This is a genomic window from Alkalihalobacillus alcalophilus ATCC 27647 = CGMCC 1.3604 (assembly GCF_000292245.2).
GTDB classification, from domain to species: domain Bacteria; phylum Bacillota; class Bacilli; order Bacillales; family Bacillaceae_D; genus Alkalihalobacillus; species Alkalihalobacillus alcalophilus.
Map to the genome: position 1 here is coordinate 1 of NZ_ALPT02000004.1, position 18,988 is coordinate 18,988.

At 37.4% G+C, this 18,988-nt stretch carries 22 protein-coding genes; 5 read left to right on the forward strand and 17 right to left on the reverse strand.

The annotated features are described in order from the left end of the window. The first annotated feature begins 42 nt into the window (after positions 1 to 42). Positions 43 to 432 carry a DUF7147 family protein gene (locus BALCAV_RS01625; protein WP_003324881.1) on the forward strand — a complete coding sequence of 130 codons (390 nt, stop codon included), beginning with the start codon at positions 43 to 45 and terminating at the stop codon, positions 430 to 432. 149 nt (positions 433 to 581) lie between these two features. On the opposite strand, the gene BALCAV_RS01630 is transcribed toward BALCAV_RS01625, so the two are convergent. The 3 genes from BALCAV_RS01630 to BALCAV_RS01640 all read right to left on the reverse strand — a co-directional run bounded on the left by BALCAV_RS01630 (position 582) and on the right by BALCAV_RS01640 (position 3,016). Beyond that, a complete protein-coding gene (locus BALCAV_RS01630) occupies positions 582 to 1,817 on the reverse strand; it encodes an MFS transporter (protein ID WP_003321068.1) in 1,236 nt (411 codons plus the stop codon). A gap of 225 nt (positions 1,818 to 2,042) precedes the next feature. Then, positions 2,043 to 2,321: a YlbG family protein gene (locus BALCAV_RS01635; protein ID WP_003321069.1), complete on the reverse strand. Its 279-nt coding sequence runs from the start codon at positions 2,319 to 2,321 to the stop codon at positions 2,043 to 2,045. A gap of 254 nt (positions 2,322 to 2,575) precedes the next feature. Next, complete coding sequence (locus BALCAV_RS01640; protein WP_003321070.1) at positions 2,576 to 3,016, reverse strand: YlbF/YmcA family competence regulator; 441 nt, start codon at positions 3,014 to 3,016, stop codon at positions 2,576 to 2,578. Between the two features lie 170 nt (positions 3,017 to 3,186). Between BALCAV_RS01640 and BALCAV_RS01645 the strand changes: the two genes are divergently transcribed. Continuing rightward, positions 3,187 to 3,963, forward strand: coding sequence for an ATP-grasp domain-containing protein (locus BALCAV_RS01645; RefSeq protein WP_003321071.1), 777 nt, complete (start codon positions 3,187 to 3,189; stop codon positions 3,961 to 3,963). 680 nt (positions 3,964 to 4,643) lie between these two features. On the opposite strand, the gene BALCAV_RS01650 is transcribed toward BALCAV_RS01645, so the two are convergent. The 3 genes from BALCAV_RS01650 to BALCAV_RS01660 form a co-directional block, all read right to left on the reverse strand. Then, a complete protein-coding gene (locus tag BALCAV_RS01650) occupies positions 4,644 to 4,889 on the reverse strand; it encodes a YlbE-like family protein (protein ID WP_003321072.1) in 246 nt (81 codons plus the stop codon). A gap of 15 nt (positions 4,890 to 4,904) precedes the next feature. After that, entirely contained in the window at positions 4,905 to 5,384 is a 480-nt protein-coding gene (gene ylbD, locus BALCAV_RS01655; RefSeq protein WP_003321073.1) for a spore coat protein YlbD, read from the reverse strand. A gap of 77 nt (positions 5,385 to 5,461) precedes the next feature. Further along, positions 5,462 to 6,559, reverse strand: coding sequence for a CAP domain-containing protein (locus BALCAV_RS01660; protein ID WP_003321075.1), 1,098 nt, complete (start codon positions 6,557 to 6,559; stop codon positions 5,462 to 5,464). A 230-nt stretch (positions 6,560 to 6,789) separates the two neighbouring features. On the opposite strand from BALCAV_RS01660, the gene BALCAV_RS01665 reads away from it, so the two are divergent. Then, on the forward strand, positions 6,790 to 7,137 hold the full coding sequence (locus BALCAV_RS01665; protein WP_003321076.1) for a YugN family protein: 348 nt from the start codon (positions 6,790 to 6,792) through the stop codon (positions 7,135 to 7,137). Positions 7,138 to 7,196: 59 nt separating this feature from the next. On the opposite strand, the gene BALCAV_RS01670 is transcribed toward BALCAV_RS01665, so the two are convergent. The 7 genes from BALCAV_RS01670 to cyoE all read right to left on the reverse strand — a co-directional run bounded on the left by BALCAV_RS01670 (position 7,197) and on the right by cyoE (position 13,579). Then, positions 7,197 to 7,658, reverse strand: a complete 462-nt coding sequence (locus BALCAV_RS01670) for a TcaA NTF2-like domain-containing protein (protein ID WP_003321077.1) — start codon at positions 7,656 to 7,658, stop codon at positions 7,197 to 7,199. 82 nt (positions 7,659 to 7,740) lie between these two features. Next, positions 7,741 to 8,301, reverse strand: a complete 561-nt coding sequence (locus BALCAV_RS01675) for a DUF420 domain-containing protein (RefSeq protein ID WP_003321078.1) — start codon at positions 8,299 to 8,301, stop codon at positions 7,741 to 7,743. A gap of 305 nt (positions 8,302 to 8,606) precedes the next feature. Next, positions 8,607 to 8,951, reverse strand: a complete 345-nt coding sequence (locus BALCAV_RS01680) for a cytochrome C oxidase subunit IV family protein (protein ID WP_003321079.1) — start codon at positions 8,949 to 8,951, stop codon at positions 8,607 to 8,609. A 4-nt stretch (positions 8,952 to 8,955) separates the two neighbouring features. Continuing rightward, positions 8,956 to 9,576 (reverse strand): cytochrome (ubi)quinol oxidase subunit III, encoded by a 621-nt coding sequence (locus tag BALCAV_RS01685; protein WP_003321080.1) that lies wholly within the window; start codon positions 9,574 to 9,576, stop codon positions 8,956 to 8,958. Beyond that, on the reverse strand, positions 9,577 to 11,454 hold the full coding sequence (ctaD, locus tag BALCAV_RS01690) for a cytochrome c oxidase subunit I (protein ID WP_003321081.1): 1,878 nt from the start codon (positions 11,452 to 11,454) through the stop codon (positions 9,577 to 9,579). A gap of 37 nt (positions 11,455 to 11,491) precedes the next feature. Next, positions 11,492 to 12,544 carry a cytochrome c oxidase subunit II gene (gene coxB, locus BALCAV_RS01695; RefSeq protein WP_003321082.1) on the reverse strand — a complete coding sequence of 351 codons (1,053 nt, stop codon included), beginning with the start codon at positions 12,542 to 12,544 and terminating at the stop codon, positions 11,492 to 11,494. A gap of 99 nt (positions 12,545 to 12,643) precedes the next feature. Beyond that, positions 12,644 to 13,579: a heme o synthase gene (gene cyoE, locus BALCAV_RS01700; protein ID WP_003321085.1), complete on the reverse strand. Its 936-nt coding sequence runs from the start codon at positions 13,577 to 13,579 to the stop codon at positions 12,644 to 12,646. Positions 13,580 to 13,867: 288 nt separating this feature from the next. On the opposite strand from cyoE, the gene BALCAV_RS01705 reads away from it, so the two are divergent. Then, positions 13,868 to 14,770, forward strand: coding sequence for a COX15/CtaA family protein (locus BALCAV_RS01705; protein ID WP_003321087.1), 903 nt, complete (start codon positions 13,868 to 13,870; stop codon positions 14,768 to 14,770). Between the two features lie 128 nt (positions 14,771 to 14,898). Here the strand turns inward: BALCAV_RS01705 and BALCAV_RS01710 are convergent, their stop codons facing one another. Continuing rightward, entirely contained in the window at positions 14,899 to 15,180 is a 282-nt protein-coding gene (locus tag BALCAV_RS01710) for a YlaN family protein (protein ID WP_003321088.1), read from the reverse strand. Positions 15,181 to 15,294: 114 nt separating this feature from the next. Then, a complete protein-coding gene (glsA, locus tag BALCAV_RS01715; RefSeq protein WP_003321089.1) occupies positions 15,295 to 16,221 on the reverse strand; it encodes a glutaminase A in 927 nt (308 codons plus the stop codon). Positions 16,222 to 16,649: 428 nt separating this feature from the next. Here glsA and BALCAV_RS22655 point away from each other — a divergent pair, with 428 nt between their 5' ends. Beyond that, a complete protein-coding gene (locus BALCAV_RS22655) occupies positions 16,650 to 16,907 on the forward strand; it encodes a hypothetical protein (RefSeq protein ID WP_052044319.1) in 258 nt (85 codons plus the stop codon). A gap of 59 nt (positions 16,908 to 16,966) precedes the next feature. Here the strand turns inward: BALCAV_RS22655 and BALCAV_RS01725 are convergent, their stop codons facing one another. Both BALCAV_RS01725 and BALCAV_RS21940 read right to left on the reverse strand, forming a co-directional pair. Beyond that, on the reverse strand, positions 16,967 to 18,295 hold the full coding sequence (locus BALCAV_RS01725) for a PhoH family protein (RefSeq protein WP_003321091.1): 1,329 nt from the start codon (positions 18,293 to 18,295) through the stop codon (positions 16,967 to 16,969). Between the two features lie 281 nt (positions 18,296 to 18,576). Beyond that, entirely contained in the window at positions 18,577 to 18,840 is a 264-nt protein-coding gene (locus tag BALCAV_RS21940) for a hypothetical protein (protein WP_136446000.1), read from the reverse strand. Positions 18,841 to 18,988: the final 148 nt, after the last annotated feature.

Consider the following 18,988-nt stretch of genomic DNA (forward strand, 5'->3'; position numbering starts at 1 on the left):
AGCGAACAGGCTCCGCTTTTTATTTAAGGAGTAAAGATTATTATGATGCAACGTTTTATTGAATTAGGTAGAGGATATTCAGACCTCTATGAATTATTAGAAATCATCAACAGAAATAAAGACAGAGTACGGGCATTCGTACAATTAGATGTCGAAATAGGAACAGCGAAAAAAACATCTTTAGCTGTTGTCTTAGACGAAACAAGTGCTGGTCATTTTATGCCAATATACATTTGTTTGGAGGGAATTCCACAACCTGAGGAAACACCAAATGCCAGGTTTAATCTTTTTAAAGAACAAAGCGAAGAATTAGGGATACCGATTAAACAGTTAGCGGTTAAACCCTCAACCGTTTTTAATGAAAAAGAATTATATTATCAATATTTAATCGGTATTTTACGATTAAACCGAATCATCCCCCCGCTTTCATAAAAAAGAGGCTAAAACAAAACCCATCTCTAGTATGAAAAGCCGATGACATTTTACTCGTTGTAAAATGTCATCGGCTTTCGTTCTTTTTATTGAAAACGAGAAACAACTAAAATATGTCATTGGACTCGTTTTCTTCTTTCTATAGTTAGTTATGTCCCAGCCTCTCTTCTTTGTCTTTGTTTTTCTCTAGAAAATTTCCGTTTTGCAGGTGGAAGCACTTTCCCTTTGACAATTGCCACATTCATTAATAACAACGCTGCACTAATAAGGAATAAGGCACTCATTGTTGTCATACTAACGACCCAACCACCAAGTACAGGACCTAACATATTTCCTAAATACATCGCACTGTTAGAAAAACCATAGGCCCTGCCTTCCATCCCTTCTGGTGAATGGAGGCGAATGAGAGTATTAACAGCAGGAAGGAGACCTCCTATACATAGTCCTAACATAAACCGCAAGACAATAAGCTGCCAAATATCGGTGACAAAAGCTTGAGGAATCGAAATCATCGCTACCCCGAGCATTGCCCAAACCAAAACATTATGAGCCCCTACTTTATCACCTAACCGCCCTAAAAAAGCCGAAGACATCATATTAGAGAAGCCGAGAACAGCGACTGTTAATCCAGCAAAAAAAGCTGTATTTTGAGCAGGTGTTAATTCGGCTACATAAATCGAAAGCAGAGGGTTAATGCCCATCACCGCTAATTGAATGACAAAAATCACCGTATAAAGAGCAAGTACGGGCTTTTTCTCCGTCACCTTTTTAAAGTCTTCCATCGTATTCGTCTTTTTCGCTTGTTTATTAGGAGCCTTGAAGTTCTCCCTCACCATAAATAAACAAACAAGTGTCGCTATTAAAATGCCAAATCCTGTTATGAAAAAAATCATTCGATAACCAAATACTTCTGCCATTAGTCCACCTAATAAAGGTCCTAAAATTCCGCCAGCAACAGCTCCTGATTGCAAAATACCAAGAGCATAGCCAACCTTGTCTTTAGGCGTATTCGTTGAGACTAAGCCAATTGAGGCAGGAATAAATCCTGACACCATTCCATTTAATAAACGGAGTAATAGCAGAGAAATAGGGCCTGTTGCAAAGCCGGTTAAACCAATAATAAGAGCCATTCCAAAACCAGACCGCAAAATCATCATTTTTCGTCCATATCGGTCGGCCATTCGCCCCCAAAATGGGGCAAATAAAAAAGCAGTTAAAAAGTTTGCTCCGAAGATAACCCCCGTCCATAAACCGATCGTGGCTTCATTTTCTACCCCTAATTCTTTTAAATATAAAGGTAAAAATGGGATAATCATCGTCATCGCACTTGCCACAATAAATTGACAAACAACAAGAATCCATAAATTCCGTTTCCAATTTTTCATTTATCCTCACTTCCTTACTCCCATTATATGTTTCGCCCCACGAAATAATCAACCAAAATGACTTCATTTTCCAAAAACATGAGGATCTTCTCACTAAAAAGCCCTTTTCTTAGACATAACTAATCACTTCTCAAAGGCATCGTAGTTGACACCGCTTCTGTTCTTTGTGCTGACATTAACTCTCCCCTAAAACAAACAAAAAAATAACCAAGCATCACCACTTGGTTAAATTCCCATTTTATAATCATATTCTTTTGCTTTATCAGGTTTTGAGTTTTGATATTCCGTTTTCACAAAAGGTCGCATCGATGGTTTAACATCTCTAACAAAATGTAACGATTGTAATTTTTCAATGACTTCATCCGTTTTATCTTGATCACAATAAAAAATAACGTATTTCATTTTTTTTGATACATATTGAACATTTCCGAATCGTCTTAATTGTCTTGCAAATTTCAATGAGGAAAGCCACACTGCTATGCCTTGCCTATTACCTACTAGCATAAATAAGTTTCTCCTTTTTCAATAGGTCTGTAGTCATTTTAGCATTTCCGCCTTAAACGAGCAACATACGATTGTTTTTCAGATGAACAAACAACAAATAAAAGATCGAAATCCAACTTTCAGACACTAGACAAAGTGCGACTGAATTCCCGACTTCAAATCCATATACCTTTCATCATCAAAAAAGCTTGTCGACTCTCTCGTGTTCAGAGACTATGCCGACAAGCTAAAAGACAGTACCTTTGCCTTTTTATTTATCCACAGCTACAAGATCCTCCAGAACCACACCCACCTGAACAAGACATTTGATCAAAAAATGGGTTTCCTGTTGGAACCTTTATTGTTTGAGAAACAGAATGAGCAATTACCCCACTGACCTCATTAAGAAGCTGTTCTAATTCCTTCTCGGCTTTTTTAAATGCCATTACAGTCGGAATAAGATCAAGCTTTCGTTTTGTCTGACGAATCGTACTTGATACTTCTTTATAATCAGGGTGGTATTTACCGAAGCGCTGGACCTCTTCATACTGATCCTTCAACCGATTAAAATCAGCTATTGCTTTTTGCGCCTCTTTATCTTGTTCGAGCTGCTTCTTTTTTATCACATAATCCACAAATACTTCTGATTCGGATATCGCTTGTGCGAGCTCAGAAGCTTCATCAATTAAATCTACCATTGTCATGGTTGCGAGCATTATCCCACCCCCTAGTAATAATTATAACATGTTTGACGATTAGTTCATATTCTAACATATTTCCTCTCACTTTAGGCTTTAAAAAAAGGAATTGACATCGCCCTCTTACTTGACTATAATTCATTCGACTTCTATAAAAGAAAAACTAATGTATTTATAAGGAGATACGAATGAACTTTGTTACTTTTAACCCCTTTCGTACGATCGGCATTCCCAATATTAAATATGTAAAACCTGAGCATATGTTTGAAGATAAAGAAAAAATAATGACAGCTGATTACTGTTTATTCCCAGAAAATTGGCAAGTTAATTCACTTGTTTACGGAATGAAAAAAAAGATATTTCCAAGCATTCAATCGATTCAACTCGGATTTAACAAAATTGAAATGACACGTGCCCTTTGGAGTATAGCCCCTCAATATGTACCGAAAACGGTGATTTTAGGAAGAAATCAAGACAATATTGAGAAAGTGCTTCGAGATTTTGAATTCCCATTTGTTGCGAAAGAAATACGAAATTCAATGGGACGTGGCGTTTATTTAATCGAAAATAGACAACAATTTATCGAATACACCGAAAATAACCCTTACTTTTATGTGCAAGAGTTTTTGCCTATCAAACGCGACTTGCGTGTTTGCATCGTCGGTGATGAAGTGATTGCTGCTTATTGGCGTGAAAATGACGACTCCTTCAAAAATAATGTCTCACAAGGTGGCGAAATATCCTTTGATAACATTCCAAAAGATGCCTTTCCAATCGTTTTAGACATAGCCAAAACTTTAGGGATTGATCACGCAGGTTTTGACCTCGTGTTTGTTAATGAACGCCCTTATATTTTGGAATTTAATACATTATTCGGAAATCAAGGCTTCCAACAAATGAACATTTCCGTTGAACAAAAGATTTACCAATATTTAATGAAGCACCAAACAAAATCAGAAGACTAAAAGAGAACAGTCTAGATAAGCAGGCCGGTGAAAAAGTTAATGGTTCAGACACTCGTGCCATTTTTATGAGACTAGTGAGCACTTTCTTTTCAATTTTATATGTATGCTGCTTAAAAGTTTATAAAAGAGCTTTTGAGTAGCTTTTTTATTTTCCATCTATTGTAGTCACGTGATGTTCATTGCTCATTACGACGTATTCGCACCGTAATTCCGGCAACGTGGATTTTTCATTACCTATCCTACCCTATTCGCACCCTAATCCCGGCAACTCAACTTTTTCATTACCTATTCCTGGTTATTCGCACCATAATCACGTCAACTCGGCTTTTTCATTACCTATCCTACCCTATTCGCACCTTAATTCCTGCAACTCAACTTTTTCATTACCTATTCCTGGTTATTCGCACCGGAATCACGTCAACTCGGCTTTTTCATTACCTATCCTACCCTATTCGCACCCTAATCCCGGCAACTCAACTTTTTCATTACCTATTCCTAATTTTTCGCACCATAATCACGTCAACTCGGCTTTTTCATTACCTATCCTACCCTATTCGCACCTTAATTCCTGCAACTCAGCTCCTTCATTACTAAACTAAAAAAGCTGAACACGTTCTTACCACTCCGTAACAAAAAAAGGCCACTCAAAAGGTGCGATTTGACCTTTGAGTAGCCTATTCTTATCCTCCCACTGTTGTTTTACCCATTTTAAACATTTCAATCATCATCATGGCGAGCCCAAGATTATTTTGCATTTTTTCTACTCTTTGTGGCAGTGTTTTCCCGTAAAAATAATTGGCTTCTTTTTCAAGCTCAGGTATTTGATTTGGGTTGCGAGTCAACTTCCGGTACCAAATTGGGTTTTGCCTCATAAATTGTCTTAATTCAGGCTTTTCTACTAGCAACTGTTGCAATTCAACTCTCATACATTCTCACCTCAATTAATCTTTCCGAAACGAAAAGGAGCGATCAGTTGAACTGGTACTCGATGGGCTTGATGGCTTTTGAAAAGTTTGCATGACATTTTGTACATTTGCTAAAAGTGAGCTAAACTGTCCTAAATGATTTTGCAAATCCTGAACATTCATTTTGCGAAACATCGAAAATAATTGTCCTAATGTTTCACCTGCTGACTTTTCTGAACCAGCTGCTGAATCATGTGCTTGAGAAGCGGCATTTGTTGCATTTTCTGAACTCGTTTGCTCTGTTGCTTGAGCTGTTGTTGCTCCCGTCTCTGGAATTTCCGAAGCTACCGAACGGAGCTGTGTCCATTGCTCATGTTCTGGACCTAAAATCGTCCATTCCTCAAAAAAGCCTTGTAATGTCTTTTCATTCGCTCTAACTGCTTGCACAATGCCCTGATGTTCCTTAACAAAGGCCTTAAACTGTTGGACGGAAGGATTTAAATTTGAATCTGACATACAATCGACCTCCCCTATGATCCATATCAGTATATTATATTAAGGGTATTTGTCCCGTGTGCATCCTATTATATTCCTCATGGAAGCCATGGAGTCATAAAGTTTTGTGTATAATAATCCTCGTAGACCCCAACCCCTAAATGAGTAAATTCTTCATGTAATAAGTTAACTCTATGGCCTTCACTATTCAGCCACCCCTCTACAGCTGCTACTCCATCAACATAGTGTGCAGCGATGTTTTCTCCAGCTAAACGTGGACGTAATCCCCCTTCTTGAATTCGAGCACTTAAATCACCTGTATTAGGAGAGACGTGGGAAAAAAATTGATGTTTTTGCATATCCTCACTATGTTTGACCGCCACTTCTGCAATTTCTTGATCCCAAACAAAAGCCTCTAATTGATGTCTAGTTCTCATCACATTTGTCACATCAAAAATTTGCTGTTCTTCACCACGCTCTATTCGTTCTTGTTCTTCTGCCGATCTTTCAATTGGTTCTGGTAGCCTACCACGATACGAGACCGAATAAGGACGTTGCCTCACTAATATATCTTCATTTAGCACACGTAAGCTCGATAGTTGATTCGTAAATTGATCAAAATAAATTTGAAGCCAGACCCCATCTGCATACTGGATTAATGGGCGATTTTTTTTATCTTCTGGACTTAATTCGAATTGAAATTGACCATAAGTAGAATTTGCACTAACCTGCTCATCAAAATGATAATTTTCATTCATTTCATCATAAGTATCTAATAACTCATAAGGAAGCTCCTCCAACATATCGCCGATAAAATAAGCTGTAACGACCTTCCCATCTTCCATTCCAATTTGGAAATAGCTGCTATCAGACTTAGCATAAATAAGCCACTCATAGCCATAAGCGGATAAATCCGTTCGATCAGGCTCACCGAAGTCTTCTATTACCTCATCCATCGTCTTGCCAATGATTAAATCATCATGATCTAGTTCCTCTGATGCTAATTCTTCTTTTTGCTCCTCATGTTCCTCGATTAGCTCTTCATCCAAAAGTTCTTCCCCTTCATCAGATGTATTAGGAAGCAACTCTCGCTCTGGGAACCACTCTGTCAGCTTATCCTGATACATATATTCAAAAACAGCCACACATGCAAACAGAAAAACAAACACGACAATGATTAGATTTTTCTTTCTCATCATTCCACCCCCTAAAATGACTAAATATCTAACATACCCTTTCGGATTAAAGAGAAGTATTTCCTTTCTCTATTTCTGTAACCTTCTGTCTAGCTTTATGAATCAGTGTCGAAAAGGTGAAAATATGACTGGATTCCACAAAAACCTGCGGAATAGATTGCAACTGAAGCCTTTTCATACTATGATAAATAATGGACATAGTAAGTTGAAAAGAAGGAGGTTTTATCAAAATGAAATTCGAGCATATTGAAATTGCTGATAAAGAATTAAAATTCGAATCATTACACTATGCAGCTGAGTCTTTAGGTTTTGTCCATGCTGAACAATGGGATTACGAACGTGTTATGTTTGATTTGAAAATACATAACAACCAAGAGATCTACTACCTTCGTGTACCAGCCTACGCTATTAAAGGGGACATCCCTAAAGAAGACACAATCGTAAAGGTAATGACACCAATTCTTGGTAAATACTATTACCCACACGGTGTGGAATACGCTGGCGAAGATTTCCCAAAAACGGTTGTAGAAAAATGTAATACAAAGCTTACTCAATTATTAGAAGCTGTCAATAAGTAAAAAAATAAAACCAGGGCTGCCTGGTTTTATTTTTTTGCTAAAATGTGGACTAGTTATCATCAATCTTTAAATTGACGAATCGTCACAATACGAAAGGTACCTTCTGGACTTCTAACTAATTCAAACTCGATATGCCTTGAGACCTCTTCTACTTCTCCATTTTGATAAGAAAGAGCAACCTTTTCATTGGCCTCAACATAATATTCACTTTCCTCACCAACTAAAACCTCAATCACTTCAAAATCAACCAATTCTTTCGTCGTCTTTGATTGTTCGAGATCAGAAACATAACGACGAAGACTATGATAATAACTATTATTTGGAATTAAATAATCCTCTAAATAATCAAATCCTTCATTGCCAACAGATTTAGTCATATCTGCTTTATAATTCTCAACAAACTCCGCAGCGGCTTCAAAGTCCTCCTCATTATCAACAGGTACGACTTCCATATCACTCCGATTATCACTACAGCCAACTAATAAAAAGACAAAGACAACTAAACTAAGCCATTTCCTCAACTTTTCCAAACCCCTTTGTTTGATTTCCTATTTCGCATGTTAAAAAGACCTCAGTAAAACAACTGAAGCCCGACATTCTTTTTTAATAATATGGAGAAATCATTAAATAAACAAGTACCCCAGTTAAACTGACATATAACCATATAGGCATCGTCCAGCGTGCAATTTTTTTATGGAGTTCATTCTCCATATTCCAAGCACGTGTTACTGTTATTAAAGCAAGTGGCACAATAACTGCCGCTAAAACGATATGGGTAATTAAAATAAAATAATAAATTCCTGCCATCCATCCAGAACCACCATAAGAAGTCGATGGAGAAAGAAAATGATAAGATACATACGTAACTAAAAATAAAGCCGTCGAACTAAAAGCAGCATAAATAAAACGGCGATGCCACTTAACATTCTTTTTTAAAATCATAATGAATGCAGTCAGTAAAAAGGCAAACGTAAAGCTATTAAAAATGGCATTCATCATTGGTAATACATGAACATTAAATAGATCGAAATTTTCATAACCTGGCATACCCGATAAGACGATAACTAATCCATTTACGATAATCGTAATCGCAATAATCCACGGTTTATAATTTCTCTTCTTAAAATTCATTGAGTTTGAATCAACTGATTGGTCATTATTCATTTCATTACAACTCCTTAACCTAAAAGCCAAAATCCATTTCCTTATTTATTATATCAGAACGTGAGACAAACATCCCACTTTCCATGTCACAATACTGTGACATAACGAGCGATACGAGGTAGCACAGAGACGTTAGGCGGTGTTCCTACTCCTTTTTTACACACCAAGCCCGAAATTCTCCCTTTGACGGCTTTCCTCTCCCTTTTTTACACACCAACATCAGCCACGCTCGGCTCATCGGCCTTATTCCTTTTAAAAGCTACAAAAAAACCCTTCCTCCAAAATCGAGAAAGGGTTTTTCAAATTTAGTATTTTGTAATTCCAAGTAACAGCATTAAAGCTGCGATGGTTGGAACTGTTACAAAGATACCTGTAATCATAAAAGCGTTCGCCCATGCGTGGTCTTTATCTTTCATATGCATAAAGAACAACAGCTGTAAAGCCAATTGAACTGCAGCTAAAATTAAGATAAATGGTACCGCAAAGGAACGGGGTACGATGTCGCTTCCTACTGCTAAGAAAGCTAAAATCGTTAAGAAGATCATTAACGCAAATACGATGATTTGACGTCTAATCTCTTTTTTCGTTTGACGCTTTTCTTCTTCAGTCATTGCACTTTTGTCAAAGGATTGACTTAAATTATCCGCCATACGATCAGCCTCCTACTCCCATAAGATAAACGACAGTGAAGATGAATACCCAGACGACATCAATAAAATGCCAGTAAAGGCTCGCTACGTAAAACTTAGGTGCATTCGTTAAAGTGATACCCGATCTAGAGTAACGGATTAAAAGAACGATAATCCAGCTTAGACCGAACGCAACGTGAGCCCCGTGTAACCCTACTAATGAATAAAAGGCAGAGGCAAAAGCACTTTCTGAAAATCCTAAACCATAATGGTGGACATACTCATAGAACTCGTAAATTTCGAATCCAAGGAAGGCTAAACCTAATAATACAGTTATCCACATCCAAACCATCATCGATCTAAATTTATTCTTCTTCATCGCAAACATTGCCAGTACACTCGTTAATGAACTTGTTAAAAGAAACATTGTCATAATAAATACGAGTGGTAAAGAGAAAATGTCAGATGATGCAGGACCATCAGCAATCCCATTTCGTAAGCCTAAGTAAGTTCCGAAGAAAGTAGCGAATAAGATCGTTTCGCCTCCAAGGAAGAACCAGAATCCGAGAAACTTGTTTTTACCTTCAAGGGTAGCCCTCTCTGGATGAGAAGGTAAGCCTTTAGATGTATCAACATGACCCGCCATTTAGTTTCCTCCTTTCGAATTCATTTCTTCTTTTACACGAGAAGCTGGAATGTAATATCCATGATCCTCTTTGATAGAACGAACAAACATCGTACCAAATGTAATCGCTAAACCGACGATTAAGACGATTAATCCGTTACCACCAAGCTCCCAATGTGGGGACTTCATAATAAGTCCAAAACCAGCAATGTACAAACCAATCGACATAATAAATGGTAAGATTGAACCATTTGGCATATGAATATCTGCTACTGGCTCAGCTGGTTTCATCGTTCCATCACCATGTACTTTTTCATAAAATAATGGATCAAGTGAACGTACTTGTGGCGTTTGAGCAAAGTTGTACTCAGGAATTGGCGTTGGTGTTGCCCATTCAAGTGTACGAGCATCCCAAGGATCCGCCTCTGTTACTCGCTCTCCTTTAAATGCTGAGTAAATTACGTTAATAACAAGTAAAATAACCCCTGCAGACATAAAGAATGTACCAATTGTACTTATAAAGTTAAACGCATCTAAGCCTTGGTTTCCTAAGTACGTGTAAACACGACGAGGCATACCCATTAGACCTAATAAATGTTGAACAAAGAATGTTAAATGGAAACCAATATAGAAAATCCAGAAAAATAGTTTTCCTAATGTTTCATTTAACTTATGATTAAACATTTTTGGATACCAGTAAAATAATCCCGCAAACAATGCTAGAACAATTCCACCTACAATAATGTAATGGAAGTGAGCTACGACGAAATATGTATCATGGTATAAATAGTCAACAGGAGCCATTGCTAACATAACACCTGTTACCCCACCAAGTACGAACGTCGGCACAAATGAAGAGGCAAACATCATTGCTGTATTAAAAGTAATTTTACCGCCCCACATCGTGAGTAACCAGTTAAAGATTTTAATACCAGTCGGTACAGCAATTGTCATTGTCGCTATCGCAAAAATAGAGTTGGCTACTGGTCCCATTCCCACGGTAAACATGTGGTGAGCCCAAACCATGAATCCTAAAAAGGCGATGATCATCGTTGCAAATACCATTGCTGTATAACCAAATAAACGTTTTCTTGCGAACGCTGGAATAACCTCTGAAATAATCCCGAATGCTGGAAGCACTAAGATATAAACTTCAGGGTGACCAAAGATCCAGAAAATATGTTGCCATAAAACGGCGTTACCACCCATGCCTGGTATAAAGAACATACCATCAAAGATCCGATCTAACATGATAAGTGCTAAACCAGCTGCAAGTGGTGTAAACGCAAATAAAATAAGTGTAGAGGCAATAAATGAAGTCCATACGAATAACGGTAGGCGCATCATTGTCATACCTGGTGCACGCATGTTGACGATTGTTACTAAGAAGTTAATCGCCGATACTAATGTACCGATACCAGATACTTGTAAACCTAATACGTAGAAATCAATTCCTAATCCACCGTATTCACGGCTAGCAAGCGGTACATAGTTTGTCCAACCGGCATCAGGACCGCCTCCAAAGAACCAACTTGTACTTAAAAGCAATCCACCGGATAAGAACACCCAAAATCCGACTGCATTTACAAATGGAAAGGCAACGTCACGAGCCCCAATTTGTAAAGGTATAACAAAGTTCATAAATGCAAATAGCAAAGGTGTAGCCGCCAAAAATAGCATGATCGTTCCGTGCATGGTAATAAATTCATTAAATGTTTGACCACTTAAAAAATTCATTTCAGGCATCATCAACTGAATCCGCATAAAGAGGGCCATAACACCCGCCTTAACAAAGAAAAGCGTCCCGGCAATTAAGTACATAATCCCGATTTTTTTATGGTCGACAGTCGTTAGCCAATCCCATACAACGCTTTTATCTTTCGTATGTTGTGTAGCCAATGGGTTTCCTCCTTCTTCAATAGAATAAACGCTTACTCTACTCGTTGTCTAAAATCGTTAAAGTACGTAAATAAGCGATTAATGCTTCCATTTCATCATCACTAATATCATGACTTAAATATGGTGCACTAGCCATATTGTTTCCTTGCTTTAATGACTCAGGATCACGAATCCACTTTGCAAGCATTTCATCGTCATCCATATCGAGATAACCTGCAAAAACTTCACGGTCAGCAAAGTTTGTTAATGTTGGTCCAGCCGCTGTACCTGAACCACCGATCGCGTGACAGCCAATACAGCCAAGTCCGTCAGCACCAAAAAGTTCACGACCTTCTTGAGCAATTACTTCTTGTGGTTCTTCTGGACCTTCTTGCATTCCAGCCACCCAAGCGTCATACTCATCACGCTCTAAAGCAATTAATTTAAAGTCCATCAGTGCATGTGCTGGACCACAAAGTTCCGCACATTTCCCTTTATAAACTCCATCGTAACTCGCTTCAAGCCACATTTCATTTGTAATTCCAGGAACAGTATCAATTTTACCACCTAATGCTGGAACCCAAAATGAATGGATAACATCTTGTGCATGTAATTCAAATAATACTTTTTCGCCAACAGGAATATACACATCTTGCCCTGCTGTGAATCCTTCATTCTCGTAATCAAATTGCCACCAGAATTGATGCCCAGTTACCTTAATGACCACTGTATCTTCACCAGCTACAGGATCTGGCTCCATATCAGCCATCATAAATGTACCAGAAATAGTCGGTACAGCTAAGATTACTAATAAAATAATTGGGATAACGGTCCACGTAATTTCTAATGCTGTATTACCGTGAACTTGTTTCGGGATTTCATCATCACCCGGTTTACGACGGAATTTTGCAAGAATGATGAAAAAGATTGCAAATACGACAACTGTCACAAAGGCCATAATGTAGAGCGACAATAACATATTATCTAAAAGCCACTCAGCTTGTGGACCCTTTGGATCAAGTGCTGTCAAATTTTCCTCACCACAGCCAGCTAATAATAGCAGTAGTAAAGAAAATGGTAGAAAACGCCACGCAGTTTTCCAACGTTTCATCTGTTAAACCAACCTCACTTTCTTCAAGTAGTCACATAACTACATAATATATATTTATAATCATTATTCACCTTAATCATAAGTTCTATGAACATAATCTTAGAGGTGAACAATAACCATAAGCACAAATAAAATGGTTAAATAATTGAGAGAGTAGACAAACATCAGTCTCGCCCATTTCATATCATCCTTCATTTTAAATCCAGCTAAACCTAAAGCTAACCAACCAACTCCAAGTAAAGTGGCAATTACGGTATAAACAACACCGAAAGGATAAAGTAATAAAGATACTGGTAATAATGCGGCTACATAAATGACCATTTGCCGCTTCGTCATATCAAACCCTGCAACTACTGGTAGCATCGGAATGCCAGCTGCCCGGTATTCCTCAACCCGCTTCATTGCTAGAGCTAAAAAGTGTGGCGGCTGCCAAAAGAACATAATAAAGAATAACAGCCAAGCATACATATGTAGGCCCCCATCAATAGCAGCCCAACCAATTAATGGCGGTACAGCACCAGAAAAGCTTCCAACAATCGTATTTAATGTCGTTGTACGCTTTGTCCACATTGAATAGAGGACGACATAAATAAACAAACCAATCGCACCTATAACAGCTGCAGTTGGGGTTGTTAATGAAAGGAATATCATCCCTAAAATTGATTGTATCGCCCCGACTGTTAAAATATGCTTCCCAGAAAAGCGACCAGTTACTGAAGGACGATCTTTTGTTCTTTCCATAATAGGATCGATATCACGGTCTATGTAGTTATTAAACGTACATGCACCTGCCATAACGAGCCCTGATCCTAATAATGCAAAAATAGCTGCTGGTAAGTTAGCACCAAGCCCAGTACTTGTATAAATAGCAGCTAAGAAGATTCCTGTAAACGTTGTAATTAAATTCGACGTTACAATCCCTTGCTTAGCTAAAACTAAATAATCTTTCCATGAATTTTGCTGGCTAACAGCAACTGATGAATCTTGACCAGCCAGTGCATCATTTGGTTTTACGATCGTATCGGTCTTATTCATCAAGTTTCACCTCCTCATTCATATGAGAAACAACGTAAATTCAATTAAATCATCGTTATTTCGTGTTTCTTTGCAAAACACATTCACATTATATCTCAAATTTGATTATCTTTCATCAAATTAATGACTTTCACAGATTCTTCACATTTAAGATGTTCCTAAAATTGACACAAGAGACGAAATTGACATTTGATCATATTATTCTTAAGATCAAAGATGTTACTTAAATATACCCTTGCTAACTTTAGCATAATTCTTAACAATTTTATAGAAGGTATGGTGAATTCAATGCATAAAGCTCTAAAATTTTATGGCATTATTACCTCTATCGGTGTTCTAATCGTCTTATTACAAGGTGCTACGGTTACGAAAACGGATTCAGGAGAGGGCTGTGGAGCAACTTGGCCACTTTGTTTTGGTGAAGTTATTCCCACTAGTCCAGAAATTGAAACAATCATAGAATATAGTCACCGAATTGTGGCTGGCCTTGTCGGCATTATGATTCTTATTTTGGCCATGTGGTCTTGGAAAAAACTATCACATATCCGTGAAGCAAGACTTTTTGCTATGCTCGCCTTTATTCTTATAGTCTTCCAAGGACTACTTGGAGCTGGTGCAGTCGTGTTTGGACAATCTCATGCCATTCTTGCTCTTCATTTTGGTATATCGGCAATGTCGCTCGCATCTGTTGTCATACTGACGATACTCGCCTTTGAGGATAACCCAAAAGGAATAAGGATAGCTCCAAAAGTAACAAAAGGCTTTAAATATTATGTATTCTTTGTGCTTTCCTATTGTTATGCCGTCATTTATTCCGGTGCTTACGTTAAACACACCGAGGCAACCTTAGCATGTAGTGGCTTTCCACAATGTAACGGCATGTGGTTTCCTGGCTTGGAAGGACCGATTGGCTCCCATTATTTCCACCGTGTCGTCGGTATGCTTTTATTCGCATTTCTAGTGATCTTAATGATTTGGACGATAGCCAAATATCGTCAGCACCTTGTCCTTTTATGGTCAAGTATTCTCTCTGTCTTGTTAGTCCTCCTTCAAATTATTAGTGGTGTTTCTGTTGTCTTTACCCAGAACTCGTTGACGGTCGGATTAATGCATGCACTAATCGTCTCCTTATTATTTACCACTCTTTCGTATATGATGTTAATTTTAACGAGAGAAAAATCAATAAAATAAGCTAAACATAAAAAAAGTAGATGAAAGGCTTAAAAAAGCTGCTCATCTACTTTTTTTATTCGAGGTTTTTTCCAGTCTCAACCTTGATTTTTTCCATAAAAAAAATCAAGCCTATTTAAGCTTGATTTTTATTTGCGTAATGACGCTTCGTGAAGAGCAGCTAGCTTGTGCTCTAATTCTACTAAAAGCTGTTTGCCTTTCTCTTCCTCTACTAATTCAAGGCGGATCGCAAAGTCAATTTCTCGTGAAAGACCAAACATCTGTGTATCCAAAACCTCTTCGTAAAGGGGGCATTGAGGCATTGTTAAATTCTCCATCTGCACTTCAATCAGCTTGCGAATTTTTTCCGCATCGGATTTCAGAAGGGCAAAGGCTTTTTCATTTTGACCTGTCATCATTTCTGTTGACATGTTGTCCCCTCCTCATGCTCTAAGTATCCTTAATATTAATACTATCTTTTTTATAAAGAAAATGCAATCTTTTTAGTGCTTTCATCCAATAATCTGTAATGAAAAATTTCCCTTTTAGAAGATACTCAAATGATAATGCTCAGCTAACAACTCTAGTAACTTCATTCCTGCCACACTATTTCCCTTTTCATCCAAAGACGGGCCGTATATCCCAATCCCCAGTCGATTCGGGACTGCACCTAAAATACATCCGGAGACACCACTTTTGGCAGGGATGCCGACTTTTATGGCGAATTCCCCAGAGGCATTGTACATGCCACAAGTAACCATAAAGGTTTTGACCAATCTCGCAATTTCAAAAGGAATGACTTCTTGACCATCTGCACACCTTCCCTCATTAGCTAACACATAACCAATACGTGCCAAGTCATTACATGTTAATTCGATCGCACATTGTTTTGTATAAAAGTCAATCAGCTCATTGACATCTCCATCGATAATATGATGTTGTTTCAGAAAATATGCTAAGGCTCGGTTTAAATCAGCTGTTTCATATTCTGATTGAGCCACTTCCTTATTGTACGTAATCTTATTATTTCCACTTAATTTATGAATAAAAGCTAATAAGTATTGAACTTTCTCCTCTACTGTTCTTCCTTTTATTAATGAGCTGACAGCTAAGGCCCCTGCATTAATCATTGGATTTAATGGTTTCGATGGAATTTGCGTTTCCAATTTTGAGATAGAATTAAATGGGTCACCCGTCGGCTCCATTCCGACTTTTTTAAATACTTTATCCTCACCGCAATCCATTAATGCAAGTGCTAATGTAAGTACTTTTGAAGTACTTTGTAACGTGAACCTCTCTTCACTGTTTCCAGCAACAAAACAAAGATCAGCTCCATCAAAAATAGAAACAGCTAATACATCTCGCTCTGCTTTGGCTAACGCAGGAATATAGTTAGCGACTTTTCCATTTATCGTTGATTTTTGTGCTTGCTTAACCATTTCATCTAATTCCAACTGACCTTTACAAATCAAACGATTCACCCTTCCTCTAAAAGATAACCCTTCCATATGTGACAAAGTGTCAAAAGATCTTTATACTTTAATAGGATAATCTTTATCACTTTTTTCTAAACAATGATTTATGATTTCTTTTCATTATTTCTATAAGTTATTTAAATGGAGGTTTTACAACATGGATGAGTTTATTTTTTTATAACTGGAGAGGTTGAACACCCTTTGACGATCGACCCATCTGTTTGGATTTTTGATGAAAGAAAAGTTGATTTAAATACGTTTTTTATAGAAAAAAAGAAATAGAAGACCCTGAAATTGCCTATCGTAAAGCAATTTCTGCTCAATGGGACAAAGAGATCATTGAAGGAAGCGAGGCTCCAAATCCTAATGCCAATGGAAATAAAATAACGTATAACAAAAAAGAGCTTTTAAATTTATCATATGGAATGCCGCTTGAACCATTTCTTCTACATACAAATCCAAAAGAAAACGCAAACAAAGTAAAGATTATAACAAAATCAGGAGAAGAATTTACTTATGACTTCGAAGTTGCTCGTAAATTAATTGCTGGTTTTTCAAAAGAAGGAAAACCATTAAAAGAAGATGGACCGATTCATTTATATCATGGAGATGGCACAAATCTTGATTCACCAATTAAAGAAGTTAGTGAAATTAAATTGGTCAGCACAGGAAATAACTCTTGAAAAAACGATTAAAAACTAGTGAGGTCCATTTACGACTTCACTAGTTTTTCTTTTCTTAGTTAAAGTAAATCCGCTGCCAATTGGGCTAAACCAGACCGTTCCCCTTTCACAAGCTTAATATGGCCACTAACGCTTTGATCTTTAAACTTTTCAACAACATAAGTTAAACCGTTGTTAAACTCATCTAAATACGGATGATCGATTTGTTGTGGATCTCCCATTAAAATAATTTTACTGCGCTCCCCGACACGAGTAATAATTGTTTTCACTTCATGTTTGGTTAAATTTTGAGCTTCATCAATAATAATGAGCTGGTCAGGAATACTTCTCCCTCGGATATACGTTAACGCCTCTACTTGTATCGACCCCATTCCAGCCAAAATTTGATCGAGTTCACCTGGTTTTTTTGTATTAAACAAATACTCTAAATTATCGTAAATAGGTTGCATCCATGGGCGGAGCTTCTCTTCCTTTTCCCCTGGCAAAAATCCAATATCCTTACCCATCGGAACAACCGGACGGGCCACGACTAATTTTGTGTAACACCCTAAGTCCTCTGTTTGCATGAGTCCTGCCGCAAGCGACAATAATGTTTTTCCCGTTCCTGCTTTTCCAATCATCGTTACTAAATGAATATCTTCTCTTAAAAGTAATTCAAAGGCCATTCTTTGCTGAACATTTCGTGGCCGAATGCCCCAAACTTGTTCGGAATCTTGAATAAATGGTTTTATGAACTTCCCATCCTCATCGACCTTCCCAAGTGCTGAGCTTGAGCTCCCTAGGGCATCTTTCATAATGATAAACTGATGTGGGTAAAAGCTATGCCTGTCAAACACTTGAACCGGTAGATATCCATTTTGAAAAAAGCTTTTAATCATGTCAGCATCGACATACTTTTCAACATATCCACGGTAAACAGAATCATGTTCTACGACTCTGTCACTTAAAAAATCCTCAGCAACGATGCCTAGTGCGTCCGCTTTAACTCGAACTAAGGCGTCCTTACTAACTAAGATGACTTGTCTGTTACTCGTTTGTTTTTCCTCAACGGTCAAATTTAGGGCAACTGCAATAATCCGATTATCATTAGACATTTCAGCAAAAGAGCCTTTCATTCTTTCAAAAGAACGATGATTTAATTCGACCCTTAATGAACCACCCGTTTCTTCTAATTTTATTCCTTCATGGAGCCTTCCTTTATCTCTTAATTTATCAATCATTTTCGAAAAATGTCTTGCATTGCGACCTACTTCATCCATATTTCTTTTTTTGGAATCAACCTCCTCTAAAACAATAGCGGGGATCACAATCTCATTATCCATAAAAGAATAAATGGAATGTGGGTCTTGTAAGAGCACGTTTGTATCCAAGACGTAGATTTTTTTCAACATTCCGCCTCCTGACTGAAGTTCGTTTCACATGCCTTTATTATAAAATATGCATAATGAACAATTATGTCCATGAAACATAGCTTAGTCCTCTTATTAATGAATGTATGAAACGAAAAAGAAAGATAGACGAGATATCAAACGAAAAATAAAAATAAACGACAAAAAATTAGTCCACACTAAGATTCCTCGCTATTTCTTTACCTAAAGTTAACTAGCTTTTTTTAAATTTATCTCGTTCAACTGATGTCACTGATTGGTAATGAAATTTGCGAATCTGCTCAATTACGGTGCGTATAAATGGGAATTGGTAATGTAATAGCTGCGTTGGCCTTATTACGGCGCTTATAAGGGTGAATTCGTAATAAAATAGACGCTCTGACCTTTTTACGGTGCGTATAAACGGGAATTCGTAATAAAATAGACGCTTTAACCTTTTTACGGTGCATATAAACAGGAATTCGTAATGTAATAGCCGCTCTGCTCTTTTTACAGTGCGAATAAATTTCAAAAACCAATAAAATATTACGACTCGTTTCATTCAACTCTGCCCATTGTTAAATGTCATAAGGTACAGATAGCAACTCCCTATTAGAAAACGAACTTTTATTTTGAAAATCCATTTTCTTTTAAATGAAAAAAAGTTACACTTATAACAAGGATTAATACATGATTTAGGATTTCAACAATGTA

Excerpts from the sequence above, each read along its gene's own strand:
- BALCAV_RS01625 (WP_003324881.1), top strand. The coding sequence starts at position 43 with ATGATGCAACGTTTTATTGAATTAGGTAGAGGATATTCAGACCTCTAT.
- BALCAV_RS01630 (WP_003321068.1), bottom strand. The coding sequence starts at position 1,817 with ATGAAAAATTGGAAACGGAATTTATGGATTCTTGTTGTTTGTCAATTT.
- BALCAV_RS01635 (WP_003321069.1), bottom strand. The coding sequence starts at position 2,321 with ATGCTAGTAGGTAATAGGCAAGGCATAGCAGTGTGGCTTTCCTCATTG.
- BALCAV_RS01640 (WP_003321070.1), bottom strand. The coding sequence starts at position 3,016 with ATGCTCGCAACCATGACAATGGTAGATTTAATTGATGAAGCTTCTGAG.
- BALCAV_RS01645 (WP_003321071.1), top strand. The coding sequence starts at position 3,187 with ATGAACTTTGTTACTTTTAACCCCTTTCGTACGATCGGCATTCCCAAT.
- BALCAV_RS01650 (WP_003321072.1), bottom strand. The coding sequence starts at position 4,889 with ATGAGAGTTGAATTGCAACAGTTGCTAGTAGAAAAGCCTGAATTAAGA.
- ylbD (WP_003321073.1), bottom strand. The coding sequence starts at position 5,384 with ATGTCAGATTCAAATTTAAATCCTTCCGTCCAACAGTTTAAGGCCTTT.
- BALCAV_RS01660 (WP_003321075.1), bottom strand. The coding sequence starts at position 6,559 with ATGAGAAAGAAAAATCTAATCATTGTCGTGTTTGTTTTTCTGTTTGCA.
- BALCAV_RS01665 (WP_003321076.1), top strand. The coding sequence starts at position 6,790 with ATGAAATTCGAGCATATTGAAATTGCTGATAAAGAATTAAAATTCGAA.
- BALCAV_RS01675 (WP_003321078.1), bottom strand. The coding sequence starts at position 8,301 with ATGAATAATGACCAATCAGTTGATTCAAACTCAATGAATTTTAAGAAG.
- BALCAV_RS01680 (WP_003321079.1), bottom strand. The coding sequence starts at position 8,951 with ATGGCGGATAATTTAAGTCAATCCTTTGACAAAAGTGCAATGACTGAA.
- BALCAV_RS01685 (WP_003321080.1), bottom strand. The coding sequence starts at position 9,576 with ATGGCGGGTCATGTTGATACATCTAAAGGCTTACCTTCTCATCCAGAG.
- coxB (WP_003321082.1), bottom strand. The coding sequence starts at position 12,544 with ATGAAACGTTGGAAAACTGCGTGGCGTTTTCTACCATTTTCTTTACTA.
- cyoE (WP_003321085.1), bottom strand. The coding sequence starts at position 13,579 with ATGAATAAGACCGATACGATCGTAAAACCAAATGATGCACTGGCTGGT.
- BALCAV_RS01705 (WP_003321087.1), top strand. The coding sequence starts at position 13,868 with ATGCATAAAGCTCTAAAATTTTATGGCATTATTACCTCTATCGGTGTT.
- BALCAV_RS01710 (WP_003321088.1), bottom strand. The coding sequence starts at position 15,180 with ATGTCAACAGAAATGATGACAGGTCAAAATGAAAAAGCCTTTGCCCTT.
- BALCAV_RS22655 (WP_052044319.1), top strand. The coding sequence starts at position 16,650 with ATGCCGCTTGAACCATTTCTTCTACATACAAATCCAAAAGAAAACGCA.